The 18990-nt window shown below is 62.1% G+C and carries 17 protein-coding genes and 1 pseudogene; 7 read left to right on the top strand and 11 right to left on the bottom strand.

Annotation, left to right across the window (positions count from 1 at the left end):
* Window positions 1-119 precede the first annotated feature (119 nt).
* The 8 genes from C0Z16_RS10115 to kdsD form a co-directional block, all read right to left on the bottom strand.
* Window positions 120-635: a PTS sugar transporter subunit IIA gene (locus C0Z16_RS10115; protein ID WP_027804462.1), complete on the bottom strand. Its 516-nt coding sequence runs from the start codon at window positions 633-635 to the stop codon at window positions 120-122.
* Between the two features lie 293 nt (window positions 636-928).
* Window positions 929-1285, bottom strand: coding sequence for a ribosome hibernation-promoting factor, HPF/YfiA family (hpf, locus tag C0Z16_RS10110; RefSeq protein ID WP_042328814.1), 357 nt, complete (start codon window positions 1283-1285; stop codon window positions 929-931).
* A gap of 171 nt (window positions 1286-1456) precedes the next feature.
* Window positions 1457-2971 carry an RNA polymerase factor sigma-54 gene (locus C0Z16_RS10105; protein WP_102632023.1) on the bottom strand — a complete coding sequence of 505 codons (1515 nt, stop codon included), beginning with the start codon at window positions 2969-2971 and terminating at the stop codon, window positions 1457-1459.
* Window positions 2972-3151: 180 nt separating this feature from the next.
* A complete protein-coding gene (gene lptB / locus C0Z16_RS10100; RefSeq protein ID WP_102632022.1) occupies window positions 3152-3937 on the bottom strand; it encodes an LPS export ABC transporter ATP-binding protein in 786 nt (261 codons plus the stop codon).
* Window positions 3934-4605, bottom strand: coding sequence for a lipopolysaccharide transport periplasmic protein LptA (gene lptA, locus C0Z16_RS10095; protein ID WP_102632021.1), 672 nt, complete (start codon window positions 4603-4605; stop codon window positions 3934-3936). Before lptA ends, lptB begins: the two co-directional genes overlap by 4 nt.
* Window positions 4606-4625: 20 nt before the next feature.
* Window positions 4626-5234: an LPS export ABC transporter periplasmic protein LptC gene (gene lptC, locus C0Z16_RS10090; protein ID WP_102632020.1), complete on the bottom strand. Its 609-nt coding sequence runs from the start codon at window positions 5232-5234 to the stop codon at window positions 4626-4628.
* Window positions 5231-5791: a KdsC family phosphatase gene (locus C0Z16_RS10085; protein WP_102632019.1), complete on the bottom strand. Its 561-nt coding sequence runs from the start codon at window positions 5789-5791 to the stop codon at window positions 5231-5233. Before C0Z16_RS10085 ends, lptC begins: the two co-directional genes overlap by 4 nt.
* Complete coding sequence (gene kdsD, locus C0Z16_RS10080) at window positions 5791-6774, bottom strand: arabinose 5-phosphate isomerase KdsD (protein ID WP_102632281.1); 984 nt, start codon at window positions 6772-6774, stop codon at window positions 5791-5793. Before kdsD ends, C0Z16_RS10085 begins: the two co-directional genes overlap by 1 nt.
* Before the next feature lie 161 nt (window positions 6775-6935).
* Here kdsD and C0Z16_RS10075 point away from each other — a divergent pair, with 161 nt between their 5' ends.
* The 5 genes from C0Z16_RS10075 (at window position 6936) to purU (ending at window position 12181) form a co-directional block, all read left to right on the top strand.
* Window positions 6936-8939, top strand: a complete 2004-nt coding sequence (locus C0Z16_RS10075; RefSeq protein ID WP_102632018.1) for a monovalent cation:proton antiporter family protein — start codon at window positions 6936-6938, stop codon at window positions 8937-8939.
* Between the two features lie 75 nt (window positions 8940-9014).
* On the top strand, window positions 9015-9581 hold the full coding sequence (locus tag C0Z16_RS10070) for an adenine phosphoribosyltransferase (protein ID WP_102632017.1): 567 nt from the start codon (window positions 9015-9017) through the stop codon (window positions 9579-9581).
* Between the two features lie 57 nt (window positions 9582-9638).
* Complete coding sequence (locus C0Z16_RS10065; protein WP_102632016.1) at window positions 9639-10253, top strand: LysE family translocator; 615 nt, start codon at window positions 9639-9641, stop codon at window positions 10251-10253.
* A gap of 90 nt (window positions 10254-10343) precedes the next feature.
* Window positions 10344-11207: an NUDIX hydrolase gene (locus C0Z16_RS10060; RefSeq protein WP_102632015.1), complete on the top strand. Its 864-nt coding sequence runs from the start codon at window positions 10344-10346 to the stop codon at window positions 11205-11207.
* 104 nt (window positions 11208-11311) lie between these two features.
* Window positions 11312-12181, top strand: a complete 870-nt coding sequence (purU, locus tag C0Z16_RS10055) for a formyltetrahydrofolate deformylase (protein WP_102632014.1) — start codon at window positions 11312-11314, stop codon at window positions 12179-12181.
* A 131-nt stretch (window positions 12182-12312) separates the two neighbouring features.
* Here the strand turns inward: purU and C0Z16_RS10050 are convergent, their stop codons facing one another.
* On the bottom strand, window positions 12313-13569 hold the full coding sequence (locus C0Z16_RS10050; RefSeq protein ID WP_102632013.1) for a PepSY-associated TM helix domain-containing protein: 1257 nt from the start codon (window positions 13567-13569) through the stop codon (window positions 12313-12315).
* A 240-nt stretch (window positions 13570-13809) separates the two neighbouring features.
* On the opposite strand from C0Z16_RS10050, the pseudogene C0Z16_RS10045 reads away from it, so the two are divergent.
* Window positions 13810-14051 (top strand): annotated as a pseudogene (locus tag C0Z16_RS10045) (TonB-dependent receptor domain-containing protein); the annotation flags it as partial.
* A gap of 89 nt (window positions 14052-14140) precedes the next feature.
* Here the strand turns inward: C0Z16_RS10045 and C0Z16_RS10040 are convergent.
* Together C0Z16_RS10040 and uvrA are read right to left on the bottom strand one after the other, a co-directional pair.
* A complete protein-coding gene (locus tag C0Z16_RS10040; protein ID WP_102632012.1) occupies window positions 14141-15226 on the bottom strand; it encodes an AI-2E family transporter in 1086 nt (361 codons plus the stop codon).
* 33 nt (window positions 15227-15259) lie between these two features.
* Complete coding sequence (gene uvrA, locus C0Z16_RS10035) at window positions 15260-18133, bottom strand: excinuclease ABC subunit UvrA (RefSeq protein ID WP_102632011.1); 2874 nt, start codon at window positions 18131-18133, stop codon at window positions 15260-15262.
* A 334-nt stretch (window positions 18134-18467) separates the two neighbouring features.
* On the opposite strand from uvrA, the gene C0Z16_RS10030 reads away from it, so the two are divergent.
* A partial coding sequence (locus tag C0Z16_RS10030) for an MFS transporter (protein ID WP_146014298.1) occupies window positions 18468-18990 on the top strand: 523 nt, incomplete at its 3' end.

The following is an 18990-nucleotide window of genomic DNA, read 5'->3' as shown; positions in this document are numbered from 1 at the left end:
GCCGCTTGCCGGGCAAAAGCGACGGCCGCGCTAACGCGGGCCGTGAGCCGAGCCTGGCTGTACCCGCAGGCGGGCGGTTAGGCGTGCGGATAGGCGGCGTGCGGATAACCGCCGCTGCATCAAGGTTGCCACTGAGTTAGCAGGCGATGCAATGATTCGCGGTCTTCTTCCGTGTGCAGGCGCTCGCGTGCCTCGCGGTCGGACAGCAGTTGCGCGATTTCCGAAAGGATTTCGAGGTGCTGCTGCGTGGCCTGTTCGGGCACGAGCAGGAAGATCAGCAGGGAGACCGGCTGACCGTCGGGCGATTCGAAGGGAATGGGTTCGGCCAGGCGGACAAACGCGGCGAGCGGCTGCTTGAGTCCTTTGATTCGGCCGTGCGGAATCGCGACGCCTTCGCCGAGCCCCGTCGATCCGAGGCGCTCTCGCGCAAACAGATTGTCTGTGACCGTGCTACGGGCGATGCCGTTCTGGTTCTCGAAAATCAGGCCCGCTTGCTCGAACACGCGCTTTTTGCTGGTGACCGATAGTCCGACGACGACGTTCTCGAGGGGAAGAAATTTGGCTAAACGATTCATGTTGACAGGCGAAAACGTGGCCTGGGTTCTCCTCGCTGGGGCGATTGATTGGCGTTCCATTCGTTTGATGCTCACACCGGCGTACGTTGGAGTCCGAAAGCACAGGACTCCGGCAGACCGCCTTCATGCGAGATCGACCCCGATGGTAACCGGAACATTATAGAACAGCGCGGCGGCGTATGGTGCGGCGCGCCATCAATGCGGGATAGGTTCTTTTTTCGGGATCGTTCACGCGGCGCAAGCCTTGCGCGTCGGCGTATTGAAGCGAAAAACCAAACGAAAGCCCCAACGAAAAGCCGCCCGGTTGCGGGCGGCTCAGGATAAGCGAAATGAAGTAATCCTTCTAATTCCCCTTATTGCGGCGGCACGTCAAGTTGTGGCGCCGGTTGATACTTGATCGCATCGTGCTGATGGCCTTGCAGGCGATCCTTGTGACGTATCACTTGCCGGTCGAGCTTGTCGATCATCAGATCGATCGCAGCGTAAAGGTCGCTGTCGCAGCTCTCGACAAAAATGTCCTTGCCCTTCAGATGGAGGTTGATTTCAACCTTTTGACGCTTGTCCTTTTCCTTATGGTTGTCGACCGAGAGGACCACACTGCCGTCGATGACCTGATCGAAATGTCTTAGCACCCTATCCAGTTTGGTGATCACGTATTCGCGCAACGCAGGCGTTACTTCGAGGTGGTGTCCACTGATCTGCAGATTCATAGTGCTTCTCCAAGCTAATGGCCGCTTGTTCCGCACGATGACGAAGGTCCGGTCGATCTGTCGGCTTGCCTGAGTCGCCCCCCGGTGACTGACTTCTGGCAGGTCGCATCGGCCGGCCTGTCCGCCAACTTGCGGAGCGGCCGGTAAATGCCCGCCACGGAAGGCGACGGGCTACAGAGACTTGCGCAGGTTGACTGCCGGAATCCTCAGTGCTTCGCGATACTTCGCCACGGTGCGCCGCGCGACCACGAAGCCCTGTTCCGCCAGCAGTTCGGCTATGCGGCTGTCTGAAAGAGGCGTCTTTGCGTTTTCCGCTCCTATCAGTTGCTTGATGAGCGCGCGAATGGCCGTGGAAGAGGCCGCGCCGCCCGTGTCTGTCGAAACATGCGACCCGAAGAAGAACTTGAACTCAAGCGTCCCGAATGGGGTGAGCATGTACTTACCGGTTGTCACACGCGAGACAGTTGACTCGTGTAGGCCCAGCGTATCAGCAATTTCCCGCAAAACCAAGGGGCGCATGGCAATTTCGCCGTGCACGAAAAAGCTCTTTTGCCGCTCCACAATAGCTTGCGCGACTCGCAGAATCGTCTCAAAACGCTGCTGGATATTCTTGATCAGCCAGCGCGCTTCCTGCAGTTGCTGGCGCAACGAGCCGCTGCCCGGATCGCCCCGATTATTGCGGAGAATATTGGCGTACAGGTGGTTGATGCGCAGCTTCGGCACCACTTCAGGATTCAGCTCCGCCTGCCAGCCCTGCGCGGTTTTGCGCACCATGATGTCCGGCACCACGTAGTCCGCTTCGGCCTTGCCGTAGGCCGCGCCGGGAAAGGGTTCGAGAGAGCGGATCAGCATGTGCGCGTCGCGCAGATCGTCGTCGTTTGCTTTCAGATGCTTACGCAGACGCGTGAAATCGCGCGCGGCCAGCAGTTCCAGATGATGGGCAACGATGTCCAGCGCAAGCGTTCGCGTAGGCGAGGGCGGGAGCCGCAATAATTGCAGCTTAAGGCACTCCGACGCTGAGCGCGCACCCACGCCCGCTGGGTCGAAGCTGTGCAGCAGCGCGAGTGCGGCGTTTAGTTCGTCCTCGTCGACTTCAAGCTCGTCGGGCAGATCGGCCAGCACTTCTTCGAGCGTGGCGGCCAGGTAGCCGTCGTCGTCGAGCGATTCAATCAGGAAGGTGATGAGCGCCCGGTCGCGCTGACCGGCCTGTGTGACGCGCAGTTGCGCCATCAGGTGATCGCGCAGCGAAGTACTCGATTCGTGAATTTGCAGCGGCGGGAGGTCGTCGTCGTCCGAGGCGTTGCCGGAACGGCCGTAGTCGTCGAGATTCCATTGCGAGGCGTCGCCGTTGCTGTCGCCCGAAAGGCCGTTGTACTCGTCCACGCCTTGCGGCTCGCCGTTTTCGGCGCGCTCGCTGCTGCTGGACGATGACGACGAGTTGCCGCCCATCTGGTCGGGCGGCGCCGAGGAGTTGGGCGACTGGGTGATCAGCGAACCGTCGGCCGCCACGCGAAGCGGGCTCGCGATCCAGTCGTCCTCGTTTTCGAGGAGCGGATTCTGCGAGATCGCCGTTGCGACTTCCTGCTGCAGTTCGAGCGTGGACAACTGAAGCAGCCGGATGGACTGCTGCAGTTGCGGGGTCAACGCAAGATGCTGCGATAGGCGGAGTTGGAGGCTGGCTTTCATGGCAAGTTCAGATTCATTGTAGAGAGTTTGCCACGACCGCGATACCTTGCGAATTCGCAATTACGCGCGCGCCCATTTTCGGCGACGCCGGGCGGGAGCCGCGCGGGTCAAAAATGCTAGATGCGCCAACTATGAACGGGCCGGCAGACGCACGCCGCGCCGCCGGATTCCCGCGTGCGCTTACATGCGGAAGTGCTCGCCCAGATAGACGCGCCGCACGCTTTCGTTTTCGATGATTTCGCTCGGCGCACCGGCGGCCAGCACGCTGCCGTCGCTGATGATGTACGCGTGATCGCAGATGCCGAGCGTTTCACGCACATTGTGATCGGTGATTAGCACGCCAATATTGCGCTGCTTCAGGAATTTGACGATCTTCTGGATTTCCAGCACTGCGATCGGATCGACGCCTGCAAAAGGTTCGTCGAGCAGAATGAAACTCGGATTGGTGGCCAGCGCCCGCGCGATTTCCACGCGGCGGCGCTCGCCGCCTGACAACGACAGCGCTGGGTTTTCGCGCAAATGCGAAATTTGCAGTTCGTCGAGCAAGGCTTCCGCGCGGCTCGTGATGGCATCTTTGGTGAGACGCTTGCCATTGTCCTCGTGCTGCAATTCCAGCACGGCGCGAATATTTTGTTCGACCGAAAGCTTGCGGAACACCGAGGCTTCCTGCGGCAGATACGAAAGCCCAAGCGAAGCGCGCTTGTGGATCGGCAGCAGGCTGATGGACTTGCCGTCCAGATCGATTTCACCTGCATCGAGCGGCACGAGGCCGACGATCATATAGAACGACGTGGTCTTGCCTGCGCCGTTCGGGCCGAGCAGGCCGACCACTTCGCCGCTTTTCACATCGAGCGAGACGTCTTTGACGACCGTGCGCGAGCCGTAACGCTTCTTCAGGTTACGTACGACAAGCGAACTGCTGGTGCCGGCTGGCTTGCGATTGGGGAGGGACGCGGAGGTGCTCACTGATTCGGCGCTCCCTGGATCGTGGCGGACGGCGCGAGGGTGGCCGATGCGCCGTTCAGCGGCGCGGCGCCGCCATTGCGCGGCGACAGCATCGCGCGCACACGGCCGGTCGGATTGCCCGGGCCGGCGACATCCTTGCCTGCCTTCGCGGTATAGAAGTCCTTCTGGCCGTCATACGTGATGACGCTGCCGTGCACCTGGTCCATCACCGTGGAGAGCCCTTGCAGGCGCTTGACGGTCGCGTTCGTGGTCAGCGTGGTCAGATCCTGCTTGCCGTCGTAGTCGATACGAATGGCCGTGCCTTCGATGTATTCGTCGAGACCTTCACGCTTCTGGCGGAAATACGACAGATTGCCGCCACTCGACGTGCCCGTTGCGTACTGATAGCCCTGCGGGTCTTGCGTCACTTCCACACGGTCGGCCTTGATCACGATCGTGCCTTTGGTGGCGACCACATGGCCGGTGAAGATGTTGACCTGCTTCAGGTCGTCGTAAGTCATGTTGTCCGCTTCGACGTTCAGCGGCTTGTCCTTGTCGGCGCGGTCGGCGTGCGCGAGCGGCGCGAAGCCGGCGAGCGGCAACGCGACGAGCAGCGCAGCGAGTCCGGCGCGGCACGCGGACAGAGTGCGCGAGCGGCCGGTATCAAAACGGGGGAACGATTCGTTCATGCAGTCACGCCTGGAATGGATTACCCGGGTTGCTTGGGCGAGCTGCTGCCGGCCTCGGACGCGGCGATCGCGCCTTTCACATTGCCGAAGAGCTGCATCACCCGGGTGACGTTGTTGTAGTTCATGCCGCTGGCAGTCATCACGGACATGCCGCGCTGAAGTTTAACCGGCTTTTCAGTCTCGATCACATCGTCGTTGACCAGCACCCGGAAATGCTCGGAATCGGCTTGCATCTGGGGATCGCCATAGCCCGGCGCGCGCAGGATACGCGCGTTGCCATACAGATCGACGATGGACGCGTCGCCGTTGACCTTACCGGTGTCGCCGGTCGCGGTGACGATCGGTTTGCCGGGCTGGAACGCGCGCATCGCGGGCTTCACGAGATCGCTCAGTTCGTCGTCTTCATAATGAATCAGCGACTGCGCGGTCAGGCGATATTGCGTGGAGCCCGACTGATCGAGTTCGGAAACCGAGAAGTTGTCGGCGAAGTAGTCGGGCGTGTGCTCCTTGGGACGCACCGCGCCTTCGTTTTGCCGCGGCAGCGTGGCTTGCAGAAGCCACCACGTAATACCCGCGAGAGCGGCCATTGCAACGAGCGGGATCAGCGAAGTCAGGCGAAACTGATTCATCCGACGAGGCCCCGCTGTTCGCCGCTACAGGCGGCCGCGAGCAGCGCCTCGTACTTATGTTGCGCGCGCAGCAGCGTGTCGCAGACTTCGCGGGCGGCGCCGTGGCCGCCGCGCGCCTCGCTGACCCAGTGCGCCCGCGCGATCACTTCAGGATGGGAGTTGGCTGGCGCCGCCGCGAAGCCAACCTTCAGCATCACGCCGAGATCGACCCAGTCGTCGCCCATATAGCCGCATTCTTCCGCGCTCATGCCGGTTGCTTCGAGCAGGTCCGCGAACGCCTGCGGCTTGTTGTCGATGCCCTGATACACGTGCGTGATATGCATTTCTTTCGCGCGCGCCGCGACGATGCCCGACTTGCGCCCGGTGATGATCGCCGTTTCAATGCCGGCCTGGCGCAACAGCTTCATGCCGTGGCCGTCCATGGAATTGAAGCCCTTCATCGTGTCGCCTTCCGCCGTGAACAGCAGGGCGCCGTCGGTCAGGACGCCGTCGACGTCGAAAATCATCAGCTTCACGCGGCTCGCGCGTTCGGTAGCGGTAGGGGGCGCGACGGCCATCAGATCACCTTCTTCGAGAACAGGTCGTGCATGTTGAGTGCGCCGATCAGCTTGCCTGCTTCGTCGACGACCAGCATCTGATTGATGCGATGGCGCTCCATCAGTTCCACGGCTTCAACTGCGAGATGATCCGGACCGATGGTGCGCGGGTCGGCGGTCATGACCGAAGCGATCGACAGCGCGCGGAAATCGCCGTCGCGCTCGAGCACGCGGCGCAAGTCGCCGTCGGTGAAAATGCCCTTCACGCGATCGTCCTGATCGACGATCGCCGTCATGCCCATGCGCTTGGCCGTCAATTGGAATAACGCGTCGCGCACGGTGGCTTCGGGCGTGACCTTCGGCACCTGGTCGCCCGTGCGCATCACGTCGCTGACATAAGTGAGCAGGCGCCGGCCGAGCGCGCCGCCCGGATGCGAGCGCGCAAAATCGTCGCGGCCGAAGCCACGCGCGTCGAGCACTGCGACCGCGAGTGCGTCGCCGAGCGCGAGCGCCGCGGTGGTGCTCGCGGTGGGCGCAAGATTCATCGGACAGGCTTCTTTCGCGACAGCAGAGTTCAGATGGACGTCAGCTAGTTTCGCGAGACTCGACGACGGGCGTCCCGTCATTGCAATCAGCTTTGCGCCGATCCGCTTGATGAGCGGCAGAATTGCCACGAGTTCTTCGGTTTCGCCTGAATTGGACAGCGCGAGAAAGACGTCGTCTGCGGTGACCATGCCGAGGTCGCCGTGGCTTGCTTCCGCGGGATGCACGAAAAACGCCGGTGTGCCCGTGCTCGCGAGCGTGGCCGCGAGCTTGCGGGCCACATGGCCCGACTTGCCGATGCCGGAAACGACCACGCGCCCACGGCAACCCAGGATGAAGTCGACCGCCCCGACGAAAGCGCCGTCGAGTTGATCGCGAAGCGCGCGCACGGCGTCCGCTTCGATGTCGAGCACGTCGCGAGCGAGCGCGAGTGCCCGGTCGCCATTGATTTTCGCTATCATTCGCGAAGTATAGCAAAGGCGCTTGTTCGCCGCGCCGGGCCTGCTGTGCAAAGCCGCTGCCTTCACCGCCCCTTTTTATGGCCCATTAACCTTGTCGCACGGCGTGTTGCGTGCGCGGTTCCGCTGACGAACGAGGATGCTTTACCGATGCGTTTTTGCCGATGATTTCCCCGCTCGAAATGACACTGTTCCTGCTGCTGGCTTCGGTAGCAGGCGTGGTGATTTTTCGCTTTCTGAACCTTCCGCCGATGCTCGGCTATCTGACGGTCGGCATCGTCGTCGGGCCGAATGCGCTCGGTCTGATCCCGGATTCGGCGGGCGCGCAGAACCTCGCGGAATTCGGCGTCGTGTTTCTGATGTTTTCGATCGGCCTCGAGTTTTCGCTCGCGAAACTGCGCTCCATGCGCCGCCTCGTATTCGGTCTTGGCCTGTTGCAGGTGTTGGGCACGATTGCGGTTGCGGTCACGCTTGGTTTCGTGTTCGAGCGCTGGGTGCATATCAAATGGCAAGCGAGCGTTGCGCTCGGCGGCGCGCTGGCGATGTCGTCGACGGCGATCGTCAGCAAGATGCTCGCGGAGCGGCTCGAGATCGAGACCGAGCATGGCCGCAATATCTTCGGCGTGCTGCTGTTCCAGGATCTCGCGGTGGTGCCGCTCCTCATCATCATCTCGGCGCTGGGCGGCGATTCTAAAGACCTCGTCAACGCGCTCGGCATCGCGGCCATCAAGATCGTCGTCGCACTGTCGCTGCTGCTGATCGTCGGACAGCGCTTCATGACGCGCTGGTTCAACGTGGTCGCGCGGCGCCGCTCGCAGGAACTGTTCATTCTCAACCTGCTGCTCGTCACGCTCGGCTCGGCGTTCATCACGGACAAGTTCGGTTTGTCGCTCGCACTGGGCGCGTTCATCGCCGGTATGTTGATCGCGGAGACGCCGTACCGGCATCAGGTCGAAGAGGACATCAAGCCGTTTCGCGACGTGCTGCTCGGGCTCTTCTTCGTTACGACGGGCATGTTGCTGAACCCGCGCGTGATCTGGGAGCATCCGTTGATCGTGCTTGGCTTCCTGATCGGCCCGATCCTGCTGAAGGCGGTGATGATCACGGGGCTCTCGCGTCTGTTCGGCGCGTCGCCGGGCGTCGCAATGCGCACGGGTATCGGTCTCGCGCAAGCGGGCGAGTTCGGTTTCGTGCTGCTGAATCTGATTCTCGACAAACATCTCGTCGACGCCACGTTGCTGCAGGCGATTCTCGCGGCGATGCTGCTGTCGATGCTCGCCGCGCCGTTCCTGATCCAGAACGCCGACCGTATCGTGCTGCGGCTGTCTTCGACTGAATGGATGATGCAGTCCTTGCAAATGACGCGCATCGCCACGCAGAGCCTGAAGCAAAGCGGTCATGTGATCATTTGCGGCTACGGGCGCGCCGGGCAGAACCTCGCGCGCATGCTTGAACACGAAGGTTTGTCGTACGTCGCGTTGGACCTCGACCCGGATCGCGTGCAGGCGGCTGCGACCGCGGGCGAATCCGTCGTGTTCGGCGATGCCGGGCGGCGCGAGTCCCTGCTCGCGGCCGGCATTCACCGCGCCGCGGCGATCGCGATCACGTATGCGAACACCCCGTCGGCATTGCGCGTGCTGCACAACATCCACGAACTGGAACCGACCTTGCCGGTGATAGTTCGTACCGTCGACGACGCTGATCTGGAAAAGCTGCTGGCCGCGGGCGCGACCGAGGTGATTCCGGAGATCGTCGAGGGTAGCCTGATGCTCGCTTCACACACGCTGGTGGTGATGGGCGTGCCGATGCGCCGCGTGGTGCGCCGGGTCGAGGAAATGCGCGACGAACGCTATGCGCTGCTGCGCGGCTATTTCCACGGCGCCGACGACATGGACGACGACGACGGCCACGAACAGGTGCGGCTACAATCGGTGCCGGTCGACGAAAACGCCGACGCCGTCGGCCGCACGCTGGCGGACCTGGGCCTGTACGAGCTGGGTGTCGAAGTAACGGCGATTCGCCGGCACGGCATTCGCGGCGTTGAGCCGGACCCGTCTACGAAGTTGCGCGCGAGCGATATCGTCGTGTTGCGCGGTCTGCCCGAGCAGTTGGCGCAGGCCGAGGAACGGCTCTCGAAACACCGCCGGGCGGGCGCGGCCGCGGCGTAGCACGTGCGGCACGGTCTGTGCGGCCGCACTGATCCAGCTTTTCATTGGACCTGTCGAGGTCCGTCCGGAGACATCATGTCCAACGCGCTTGCGAGCGCGCCGCTTAATGCGGCCGACTACATCAAGAGTCACATCCGCACTGTGCCCGACTGGCCGCAGGCCGGTGTGCAGTTTCGCGACATCACGCCGCTGCTTCAGGAACCCAGGTCGTTGCGCGTGCTGATCGACCTGTTCGTGCAGCGTTATATCGACGCGAAGCTCGACTACATAGCCGGACTTGACGCGCGCGGTTTTATCATCGGGCCGATTCTCGCGTATGAGCTGAATCTCGGCTTCATTCCGATCCGTAAGGAGGGCAAACTGCCCTACAAGCGCGCGTCGCAGTCTTACGAGCTCGAATACGGCACGGCCACCGTGGAGATTCACGAGGATGCGTGCAAGCCGGGCGACCGTGTGGTGATCATCGACGATCTGATCGCGACCGGAGGCACGATGATGGCCGGCAAGATTCTGCTCGAGCGGCTCGGCGCGGTCGTCGTGGAAGGTGCGGCGATTATCGATCTGCCTGAACTCGGCGGCTCGAAACTGCTCGCGGGCGGCGGGTTGCCGCTTTATACGGTGACAAGTTTCGACGATCATTGAGCGCGCTGCAAACCTGCTGCAACCGCTTCACCCTTTGGCATAAAGAAGGTAGGAAAGATGCCCAACTTCATGCTGTTCCTTGCCACGTCGATTGCGATCACGATGGCACCCGGTCCGGACAATCTGCAAGTGCTCGCGCGCGGCATCTCGCAGGGCCGTGCGGCCGGTCTCGTTGCCGCACTTGGTTTTGCAGCGGGCATCACGTTTCATACGACGTTGGCCGCACTTGGCGTCGCCGCGTTGCTGCGCTCGTCGCCGCTCGCCTTCCAGGCGATCAAACTGGCAGGCGCCGCGTATCTCGTCTGGATCGGCATCAAGGCGTTGCGCAGCCACGGCCTCGCGACCGCGCACGAACGCACGCCGCAGCCGTTGATGACTGTGTTCCGCCAAAGCGTGTTCGGCAATCTGCTGAATCCGAAAGTGACGCTGTTCTTCATCGTGTTTCTGCCGCAGTTCGTGCAGCCGCATGGTGAGCAAAGCGTCACAGTGCAGATGCTCGAACTCGGCGCACTGTTCATGCTGCAGACCGTGGCCGTGTTTTCGCTGTTCGGCGTGTGTGCAGGGATCATCGGCGGGTGGTTGAAGCGCCGGCCGCGCGTGGGCGTGTGGCTCGACCGCCTTGCCGGCGCTACGTTTATCGCGATCGGGATTCGCGTCGCACTACGCGATTGAACCTGCGATTGATTCTGTGATTGACGCAGCAGATGAGCGATTGCACGCTGGATTCATCGCCAGTCGCCGCCCGACAGTTCGGAGTTTTAAATGACTTTGCCTTGTCTCACCGCCGCGCGTCGCTTCGACGTCAATGCGCACCTGCCGTTCTGGATCGACGCCGAGCAGGTCGGCTGGATTCGTTCGAGCGATGTGCGCCTGCTCGCGCGCTGGCCCGACGTGTTCGACATCGACGATGCACGTGTCACGCTGGCTTCCGCGTTCAATAACGTGGAACTGCGCAGCGCGGCGCTCGGTTCCGTGATCGGAGCACTCGCCGCCGAGGGCCGCATTCCCGGCTGGCGCAACGAGACCTATGCGGTCCGCAATGCGTTCGACGCCCGGCCGCTTGCGTACATTGAACGCGCGGCGTCGCGCTTCTTCGGCACGATGACCTACGCGGTGCATCTGAACGGCGTCGTAGAATACACGGACGGTGGGGCGCCTCGTGGCGCGCCCAGATTGTGGATCGCGCGCCGCAGCCATACGAAGGCGACCGATCCAGGCATGCTCGACAATGTGGTGGCGGGCGGAATCGGTTGGGGCTTCAGCATCGAGGCGACGATCGTCAAGGAATGCTGGGAAGAAGCCGGCATTCCCGAAGAAATTGCCGTGCGTGCTGTGGCGGGCCGCACCGCGCATGTGCTGCAATCGTTGCCGGAAGGCACGCAGGCTGAACAGATTTTCATCTACGACCTCGCGCTGCCGGCCGACTTCGCGCCGCGCAATCAGGACGGCGAAGTGGGTGAGCACCGGCTTGCGCGCATCGACGAAGTGGCGCGCTGGATCGAGGAAGGCGCAATGACGGTCGATGCGAGTCTCGCCACGCTGGATTGCCTGCTGCGCCGCCGCTGGATCGATGAAGAAGCGTGCACAGGTATCGAGGCATTATTCGCGCAGCCGGCGCTCGCATAACGCCCTAACCCGCGAACATTGCCAAAGCGCGCCGCACCGCACACCATACAGCCATACGGCAACACCGAAAAACCACGCATTGAAGAAAGGGAGTCACCCAGGTCATGTCGACCGATCACAGCTTTATCCTCAAACTGTCGTGCGCCGATCGGCCCGGCATTGTCCACGCCGTGTCGGGCTTTCTGTTCGAGCTTGGTAGCAATATTCTCGACTCTGCGCAGTTTGGCGACAGCCGCACCGGCGAGTTTTTCATGCGCGTGCATTTTCAGCAGGTGGGCGGGGATCCCGGACTCGAGGCGCTGCGCGCGTCGTTCGCGACGCTCGCCGAACAGTTCGGCATGAGCTGGGAATTGCACGACGCATCGGTGAAGCCGCGCGTCGTGATCATGGTGTCGAAAATCGGGCATTGCCTGAACGACTTGCTGTTCCGCTACCGCACCGGTCAGCTGAACATCGAGATTCCGGCGATCATTTCGAACCATAAGGAGTTTTATCAGCTCGCGGCCAGTTATGACATCCCGTTCCATCATTTTCCGCTGCTGGGCGCAACGCCCGAAGCGAAGGCCGCGCAGGAAGCACGCGTGCTCGAAGTGATCGACGAACATCAGGCGGATCTGGTCGTGCTCGCGCGCTATATGCAGATTCTGTCGCCGAAGCTCTGCGAAGCGCTCGCCGGCCGCGCAATCAACATTCATCACTCGTTCCTGCCGAGCTTCAAAGGTGCGAAGCCGTATTACCAGGCGTTCGACCGCGGCGTAAAGCTGATCGGCGCAACCGCGCACTACGTGACCACCGATCTCGACGAAGGCCCGATTATCGAGCAGGAAGTGGAGCGTGTGGACCACAGCATGACGCCGGAGCAGTTGACGGCGATCGGCCGCGACGTCGAATGCGTGACGCTGGCCCGTGCGGTGAGGTGGCACGTCGAGCATCGTGTCGTGCTGAACGGCAGCAAGACGGTGGTGTTTCGTTAGGAACCGGTGAAGGGCTCTCGCGGCGGCCTCACGCCGGGAAGGCTCGCAACGGCTCGCAACGGCTCGTGGCGGGCAGCCGCGCTCACCTCAAAGAACTGTCGCTTTATCTGCCACTGCTTCGATGCGCCGGTTTATTCCGGCGCAATCTCTCGGTGAGGCCGCGCGGGTGTCCTGCCGGCGTCTCGCGTCACGGGCGCGCTTTGCGTCTTTTGCGCCGAACGGCGGCGCGCGTTCAGTTTCTTCAGCCAGATCAGCAGTCCCGTCGCGCTCAGCACGGCGACTGCGATACCCACCGCGCTAATTAAAATCCGCCCGCCGACACCGAGAATGCGTCCGGAGTGCAGCGGAAATTGAACCTGCATAAAGATGTCGCCGGCTGTGCCTTTGCCGGGAATCTGCATGCCGAGGAGTTTGCCGGTGGCCGCGTCCCAGTACATCCATGGGTTACCCAAGCCGATCTCGCCGTGATCGTTGCCCGTCTCATAGAAGCCGACGCCGTATGCATGCATGAACTCCGCGTAGTAGAGACCGCCCGGCGGCATCTTGATGTTCTGCGTTTTGCCGGCCTCCTCGGCCAGTTGCACGACCTGCTCGCGGCTCAACACGCCGTCGCCCGGTTGCGGCGCGCGGAGAATCTCGGGGTTGTTGACCGGGTTCGGCGTTAGAGTCGAAAACAACGAGACGATGGGACGCACCACCGGCGCCGCCAGATTCATCGACACGGACGTCATCGCGACGATCGTCAACAGGCCCCAGATCCATACGCCGCCCGAGCGGTGCAAGTCGAACGTGAGCGCGTGGCCGCCGCGCCCGAAGCGAAACGCGAACGACTTGCGCCATGCTTTGACGCTGGGAAACGACAGGCACAGCGCGATCACGCTGTCCAACAGCCAGACCATCCCGACGATGCCCATCAGCCAGACGCCGACGTCGATGCCGCCGGTGACCGGCAAATGCAGCGTGTAGTGCAGCTTGTAGATGAACGGGATCAGGTTGATCCGCGCGAGCGAGAAGGCGCCCCATTCGCGGCGCCCTTGAATCTCGCCGGTGGCGGGATCGACGGCAACCTGATTGAAGTCGAGCGAATACGGTTCTCGCGTGGCGGGGTTGGTACGCGGCAGCACCATCATCTGCAGCGTATGGCCAGACTCAGCCGTGAGTGGCAGATACGTCACTTGTATGCGCGCATCGGCAGCCTCGACGCGGCGGGCGAGTTCCAGTCCGGACAGCGCCGGTCCCGCCGTGCGCGCTTTGAAAAACGACGGGTTGAGCGCTGCATCGAGTTCGTGATCCCACGCGATGATTGCGCCGGTCAGCCCCGCGACGAACAGGAACAACGCCGTGGCAACGCCGAACCAGCGATGCAAACGGACGAGTTGGTGCCTCATGGACGAGCCGGCAGGGCGTGCAGGACGAATTGGGAATGCGGACGACGTGTCACAGCGAGAACCGAGGTGCGAATGGGAATTGTTCGCATCTTATGTGAATCACGTTGTAAGCCGCAAGTCCCTTAAAACGTGGACGCGCACCGCGGGCGGTGGGACGCGATCAACACGCTTCCTGCTGAACGGCGCAGGCGATTCATCGATACGTCCGATAGCCCCTCGAACTGCTACACCTAACCCCGCAGCGACATCACACAAGCGTTGTTCGCTAGCGATACCATCCAGTTGACGCAACGCTGGTCGGTGCTCGGCGGCGTGCGTTACACGAACTTGAGCAGCAGGGTTACTCGCCGACCATCGCGCTGATGTTCAAGCTCGCGCCGACCACGACGTTGTACACGAGCTATGTTGAGTCGCTGCAAGCGGGCACCCGCGTCGGCGACACCTACGCGAATCGCGGCGAACTGCTTAAGCCGGTGCGCAGCAATCACCAATCTGCTCAACCGCCGTTATTGGGATAAAAAAACGGCACCGCGGTGCCGTTTTTCTTTGCCTGCAGCCCGTGCAACAGGGCTCAAACCAGTCGCAAGTAGATCAGTTCGCGCTTGATATACGCGTAGAAAATCGGCGCCGCGACCACGCCGGGCAGGCCGAACGCGGCTTCCATGACGAGCATCGCCACGAGCAGCTCCCAGGCGCGCGCCTCGATCTGTCCGCCGACGATCCGCGCGTTCAGGAAGTACTCAAGCTTGTGAATCAGAATCAGAAATGCGAGCGACATAACCGCGGCAGGAAAGCTGACCGACAGCGCCACCGCGACGATGATCGTGTTCGAGATCAGATTGCCGATGACCGGCAGCAAGCCGACGATGAACGTGACCAGCACCAGTGTTTTCGACAGCGGCAACTGGTCATGAAACATCGGCAGAACGACCAGCAGGAAGATGCCGGTAAACCCGGCGTTGATCGCGGAGATTTTCACCTGCGCAAACACGATGCGGCGGAATGCGTCGGCAAAACGGGTCACGCGCGTGACGAACGCCGTGGACAGCGGGAGCCGATGCATGTGCTTTTGCGCACTGATCGCGATAATCGCGCCGATGATCATGCCGATCAGAATGTGCGTGAACGCGCGCGCCGCGGTTTTGCCGCTTTGCTGCAGCATATTGGCGTGCGTCTGCATGAGTTCGGCGGCTTTGGCTTTCATCTGCTCTGTATCGACCGGCAGAGAATTCGCAATGAATTGCGGAATCCGGCCGCGCGCCTGATCGATCAACTGCATGGCCTGGTCGAGCAGCCTCTGCACACTCGGCACGTCGTTCTCGAAGTGCTCGATGATGCCGAGCGTGAGGCCCGTCAGCGCGCCCACGATCACCACTGACAGAAGCACGACCGCGAGCCAGCGCGCCCGCTTGCTCGACATATGACGCTCGATGCGCGGGGCGATGGTGTGCACCAGCTGGAACACCAGCAGGCCGGCGAGCAGCGCGCCGAGCAGCCGGAGTTCGATCACCGCCCACATGCCGAACAGCATCAGCACGTAACTGCCGATTTCGACTGCCGAGAGTTTCGGCAGGCTCATGTCGCTGGTCAGCCTGACCGGGCGTGGGCGTAGGTCCTGCACTTGCCCGTCGTCGCGCGCCTGATTCCGCTTGGCCATGGCTTATCCGTCTCCAACCCGTGTTGTGCAGCGTTACTTTTTACTGGCCGCGCGTTTCAGCAGAGGCGCCAGGTACTTACCGGTAAAACTTGCTTTCGACCTCGCAATCTGCTCCGGCGTGCCTTGCGCGACGATCTGGCCGCCGCCCGCGCCGCCCTCCGGACCCATGTCGATGACCCAGTCCGCAGTTTTGATTACATCGAGATTATGCTCGATGATCACGACGGTATTACCCTGGTCGCGTAATCGATGAATAACTTCGAGCAACAGCGCGATGTCATGAAAGTGCAACCCGGTGGTGGGTTCGTCGAGAATGTATAGCGTGCGACCGGTGTCGCGCTTGCTCAGTTCCAGCGATAGTTTGACCCGCTGCGCCTCGCCGCCCGACAGAGTGGTGGCCGACTGGCCCAGCCGGATATAGCCAAGCCCCACGTCCAGCAACGTCTTCAGCTTGCGCGCGACGACCGGCACGGGTTTGAAGAACTCGTACGCGTGCTCCACCGTCATGTCGAGCACTTCGCTGATGTTCTTGCCTTTGTACTGCACGTCGAGCGTTTCGCGGTTGTAGCGCTTGCCGTGGCAGACGTCGCACGGCACGTACACGTCCGGCAGAAAGTGCATTTCGACTTTTAGAACGCCGTCGCCCTGGCAGGACTCGCAGCGCCCGCCCTTGACGTTGAACGAGAACCGGCCGGGGTCGTAGCCGCGCTCCTTGGCCGCCGGCACGCCCGCGAACAGCTCGCGGATCGGCGTGAAAAGGCCCGTGTACGTGGCCGGATTCGAGCGCGGCGTGCGGCCGATCGGCGACTGGTCGACGTTGATGACCTTGTCGAAGTGCTCCAGTCCCTCGATCGATTCATACGGCGCCGGCTCCGTGGACGAGCCGTACAGATGATGCGAGACCGCGTGATACAGCGTGTCGTTGATGAGCGTCGACTTGCCCGAACCTGAAACGCCGGTCACGCACGTAAGCAGGCCGACCGGCAGATCCAGCGTCACGTGGCGCAGATTGTTGCCGTGCGCTTCCACGATCCGCAGATGCCGCTCGTCCGGATCCTTGCGCTCGTCCGGATATTCGATGGTGCGCGTGCCGGACATGTACTGCCCGGTCATCGAGGCCGGGTTGCCCTGCACCTGTTTGGGCGTGCCCTCGGCGATCACCATGCCGCCGTGCTCGCCGGCGCCGGGGCCCATGTCGACCACGTAGTCGGCCATGCGGATCATGTCTTCATCGTGTTCGACAACGATGACCGAGTTGCCCAGATCGCGCAGATGCTTGAGCGTGGAGATCAGCCGGTCGTTATCCCGCTGATGCAGACCGATGGACGGCTCGTCGAGCACGTACATCACGCCTGTAAGACCCGAGCCGATCTGCGACGCGAGGCGAATGCGCTGCGCCTCGCCACCCGACAGCGTTTCGGCGCTGCGTTCGAGCGACAGATAATCGAGCCCGACGTTATTCAGGAACATGAGCCGCGCGACGATCTCCTTCACCACCTTATCGGCGATCTCGCGCTTGGAGCCCTCCAGGCGCAAGGTCTGGAAGTAGCCGAGCGCGTCGCGCAACGGCCAGCCGCTGATTTCGAAGATGCCGCGCGCGTCGCCGTCCGCCCCGACCCGCACGAAGCGCGCTTCGCGGCGCAGCCGTGTGCCCGCGCAGGCTGGGCACGGCTGATTGTTCTGGTACTTGGCGAGCTCTTCGCGCACCGCTGCAGAGTCGGTCTCGCGATAACGCCGCTCAAGATTGGGGATGATCCCTTCGAACACATGCTCGCGGACCGACGTGCGGCCGCGCTCGTTGATGTACGAGAACGGAATCTCCTGCTTGCCCGACCCAAACAGCAGGATCTTGCGGACCTTCTCCGGCAGATCTTCGACGGCGGTGTCGATGTCGAAGTCGTAGAACGACGCAAGGCTTTGCAGCATCTGGAAGTAAAACTGGTTGCGCCGGTCCCAGCCTTTCACGGCACCCGCCGCAAGCGACAGCGACGGATGCGCGACCACCCGCTTTGGATCGAAGAACGTAATCTGGCCCAGGCCGTCGCATTCGGGGCACGCGCCCATCGGATTATTGAACGAAAATAGCCGCGGCTCGAGCTCCTGCAACGAATACGAGCAGATGGGGCAGGCGAATTTGGAGCTGAACAGATGCTCCTTGTCCGTATCCATTTCGAGCGCGATGGCGCGGCCATCGGCGAGACGCAACGCGGTTTCGAACGATTCCGCGAGGCGCTGCTTCATGTCGGGTCGCACTTTCAGCCGGTCGACGACGACGTCGATCGTGTGCTTGTCGTTCTTCTTCAGCTTGGGCAGCGAGTCGACTTCATAGATCTTTGCGACACCTTCATTGGCTGTGCCGCCGCCCGAACACACGCGGAAACGGATGAAGCCCTGCGCCTGCATTTCCTCGAACAGCTCGACGTGCTCGCCTTTGCGGTTGGCCACGACCGGCGCGAGGATCATCAGCTTTGTCTCTTCGGGCAGCGCGAGCGCCGCGTCCACCATCTGCGAAACGCTTTGCGCTTGTAGCGGGATTTCGTGATCCGGGCAGTAAGGCGTGCCGACCCGTGCGAACAACAGCCGCAAATAGTCGTGAATTTCAGTGACGGTGCCGACCGTCGAACGCGGATTATGCGAGGTGGCCTTCTGCTCGATCGAGATTGCCGGCGACAATCCTTCGATCAGATCGACGTCGGGTTTTTCCATCAACTGCAGGAACTGGCGCGCGTAAGCGGAGAGGCTTTCGACGTAGCGCCGCTGTCCTTCCGCATACAACGTGTCGAACGCGAGCGACGATTTGCCCGAGCCGGAAAGGCCGGTAATGACGACGAGCTTGTGACGTGGTAGGTCCAGGTTGACGTTCTTCAGGTTGTGGGTGCGAGCCCCACGAATACGGATTTGTTCCACGGATTTATTCCATGAACTGGCGGAAAGAGGAAGGGGCTAAACCTGCTACTATAACGACTTTTCAAGGCCGCCGTTATGGCTTCCTGACAGCCCGAACAGGACCTGAGGCAAGCTGTAAGACAGCGGTTCAGCGCTGCGGGAAAGAGGTCTAACTGGGGCCGTTTTCCGCGAGTACAAGGCGCCGCGATACAGCACGAGCTGCATCAGGCACCGCGAGGCACGAGCGGGAAAGCTGCAAGGCCGCCGGCTCGCACACCGCGCCGCCATCCCGTGAAAAGCTGTCCGGTCGTGGCGTCCCCGGTGTGTCACCCAGCTCATTCAAAGAACGCTTCCGATGTCCAATCCGTCTGCCACCTCTTCACGCATGAGCGCGCCTGAATTGCGCGCGACCGTGTCGCTTGCCGCCATCTTCGCGCTGCGCATGCTCGGTCTCTTCATGATCATGCCGGTGTTCTCGATATACGCCAAGACGATTCCCGGCGGCGAAAACGTGCTGCTCGTCGGTATCGCGCTGGGGGCGTACGGTGTCACCCAGTCCATGCTCTACATTTTCTACGGCTGGATTTCCGACAAGGTGGGCCGCAAACCGGTCATCGCGACGGGCCTGCTGATCTTCGCGCTCGGCAGCTTTGTCGCGGCGGGCGCGCACGACATGACGTGGATCATCGTCGGCCGCGTGATTCAGGGGATGGGCGCGGTGTCGTCCGCAGTGATCGCGTTTATCGCCGACCTCACCGCCGAGGAGCATCGCACGAAGGCCATGGCGATGGTCGGTGGCAGCATCGGCATTTCGTTCGCGGTGGCGATTGTGGGCGCACCGATCGTGTTCCATTGGGTGGGCATGAGCGGCCTGTTCA

Source organism: Paraburkholderia rhynchosiae, assembly GCF_002879865.1.
In the GTDB taxonomy this organism is placed as follows: Bacteria; Pseudomonadota; Gammaproteobacteria; order Burkholderiales; family Burkholderiaceae; genus Paraburkholderia; species Paraburkholderia rhynchosiae.
The sequence above is the reverse complement of the archived record's forward strand: the minus strand, read 5'-3'. Positions and strand labels throughout refer to the sequence as shown.

Coding starts and splice junctions, on each gene's coding strand:
- C0Z16_RS10070 (WP_102632017.1), top strand. CDS start 9,015: ATGTCCAACGCGCTTGCGAGCGCGCCGCTTAATGCGGCCGACTACATC.
- C0Z16_RS10085 (WP_102632019.1), bottom strand. CDS start 5,791: ATGGCCGTCGCGCCCCCTACCGCTACCGAACGCGCGAGCCGCGTGAAG.
- kdsD (WP_102632281.1), bottom strand. CDS start 6,774: ATGATAGCGAAAATCAATGGCGACCGGGCACTCGCGCTCGCTCGCGAC.
- lptA (WP_102632021.1), bottom strand. CDS start 4,605: ATGAACGAATCGTTCCCCCGTTTTGATACCGGCCGCTCGCGCACTCTG.
- C0Z16_RS10075 (WP_102632018.1), top strand. CDS start 6,936: ATGATTTCCCCGCTCGAAATGACACTGTTCCTGCTGCTGGCTTCGGTA.
- C0Z16_RS10105 (WP_102632023.1), bottom strand. CDS start 2,971: ATGAAAGCCAGCCTCCAACTCCGCCTATCGCAGCATCTTGCGTTGACC.
- purU (WP_102632014.1), top strand. CDS start 11,312: ATGTCGACCGATCACAGCTTTATCCTCAAACTGTCGTGCGCCGATCGG.
- lptC (WP_102632020.1), bottom strand. CDS start 5,234: ATGAATCAGTTTCGCCTGACTTCGCTGATCCCGCTCGTTGCAATGGCC.
- C0Z16_RS10060 (WP_102632015.1), top strand. CDS start 10,344: ATGACTTTGCCTTGTCTCACCGCCGCGCGTCGCTTCGACGTCAATGCG.
- hpf (WP_042328814.1), bottom strand. CDS start 1,285: ATGAATCTGCAGATCAGTGGACACCACCTCGAAGTAACGCCTGCGTTG.
- C0Z16_RS10115 (WP_027804462.1), bottom strand. CDS start 635: ATGGAACGCCAATCAATCGCCCCAGCGAGGAGAACCCAGGCCACGTTT.
- C0Z16_RS10065 (WP_102632016.1), top strand. CDS start 9,639: ATGCCCAACTTCATGCTGTTCCTTGCCACGTCGATTGCGATCACGATG.
- C0Z16_RS10040 (WP_102632012.1), bottom strand. CDS start 15,226: ATGGCCAAGCGGAATCAGGCGCGCGACGACGGGCAAGTGCAGGACCTA.
- C0Z16_RS10050 (WP_102632013.1), bottom strand. CDS start 13,569: ATGAGGCACCAACTCGTCCGTTTGCATCGCTGGTTCGGCGTTGCCACG.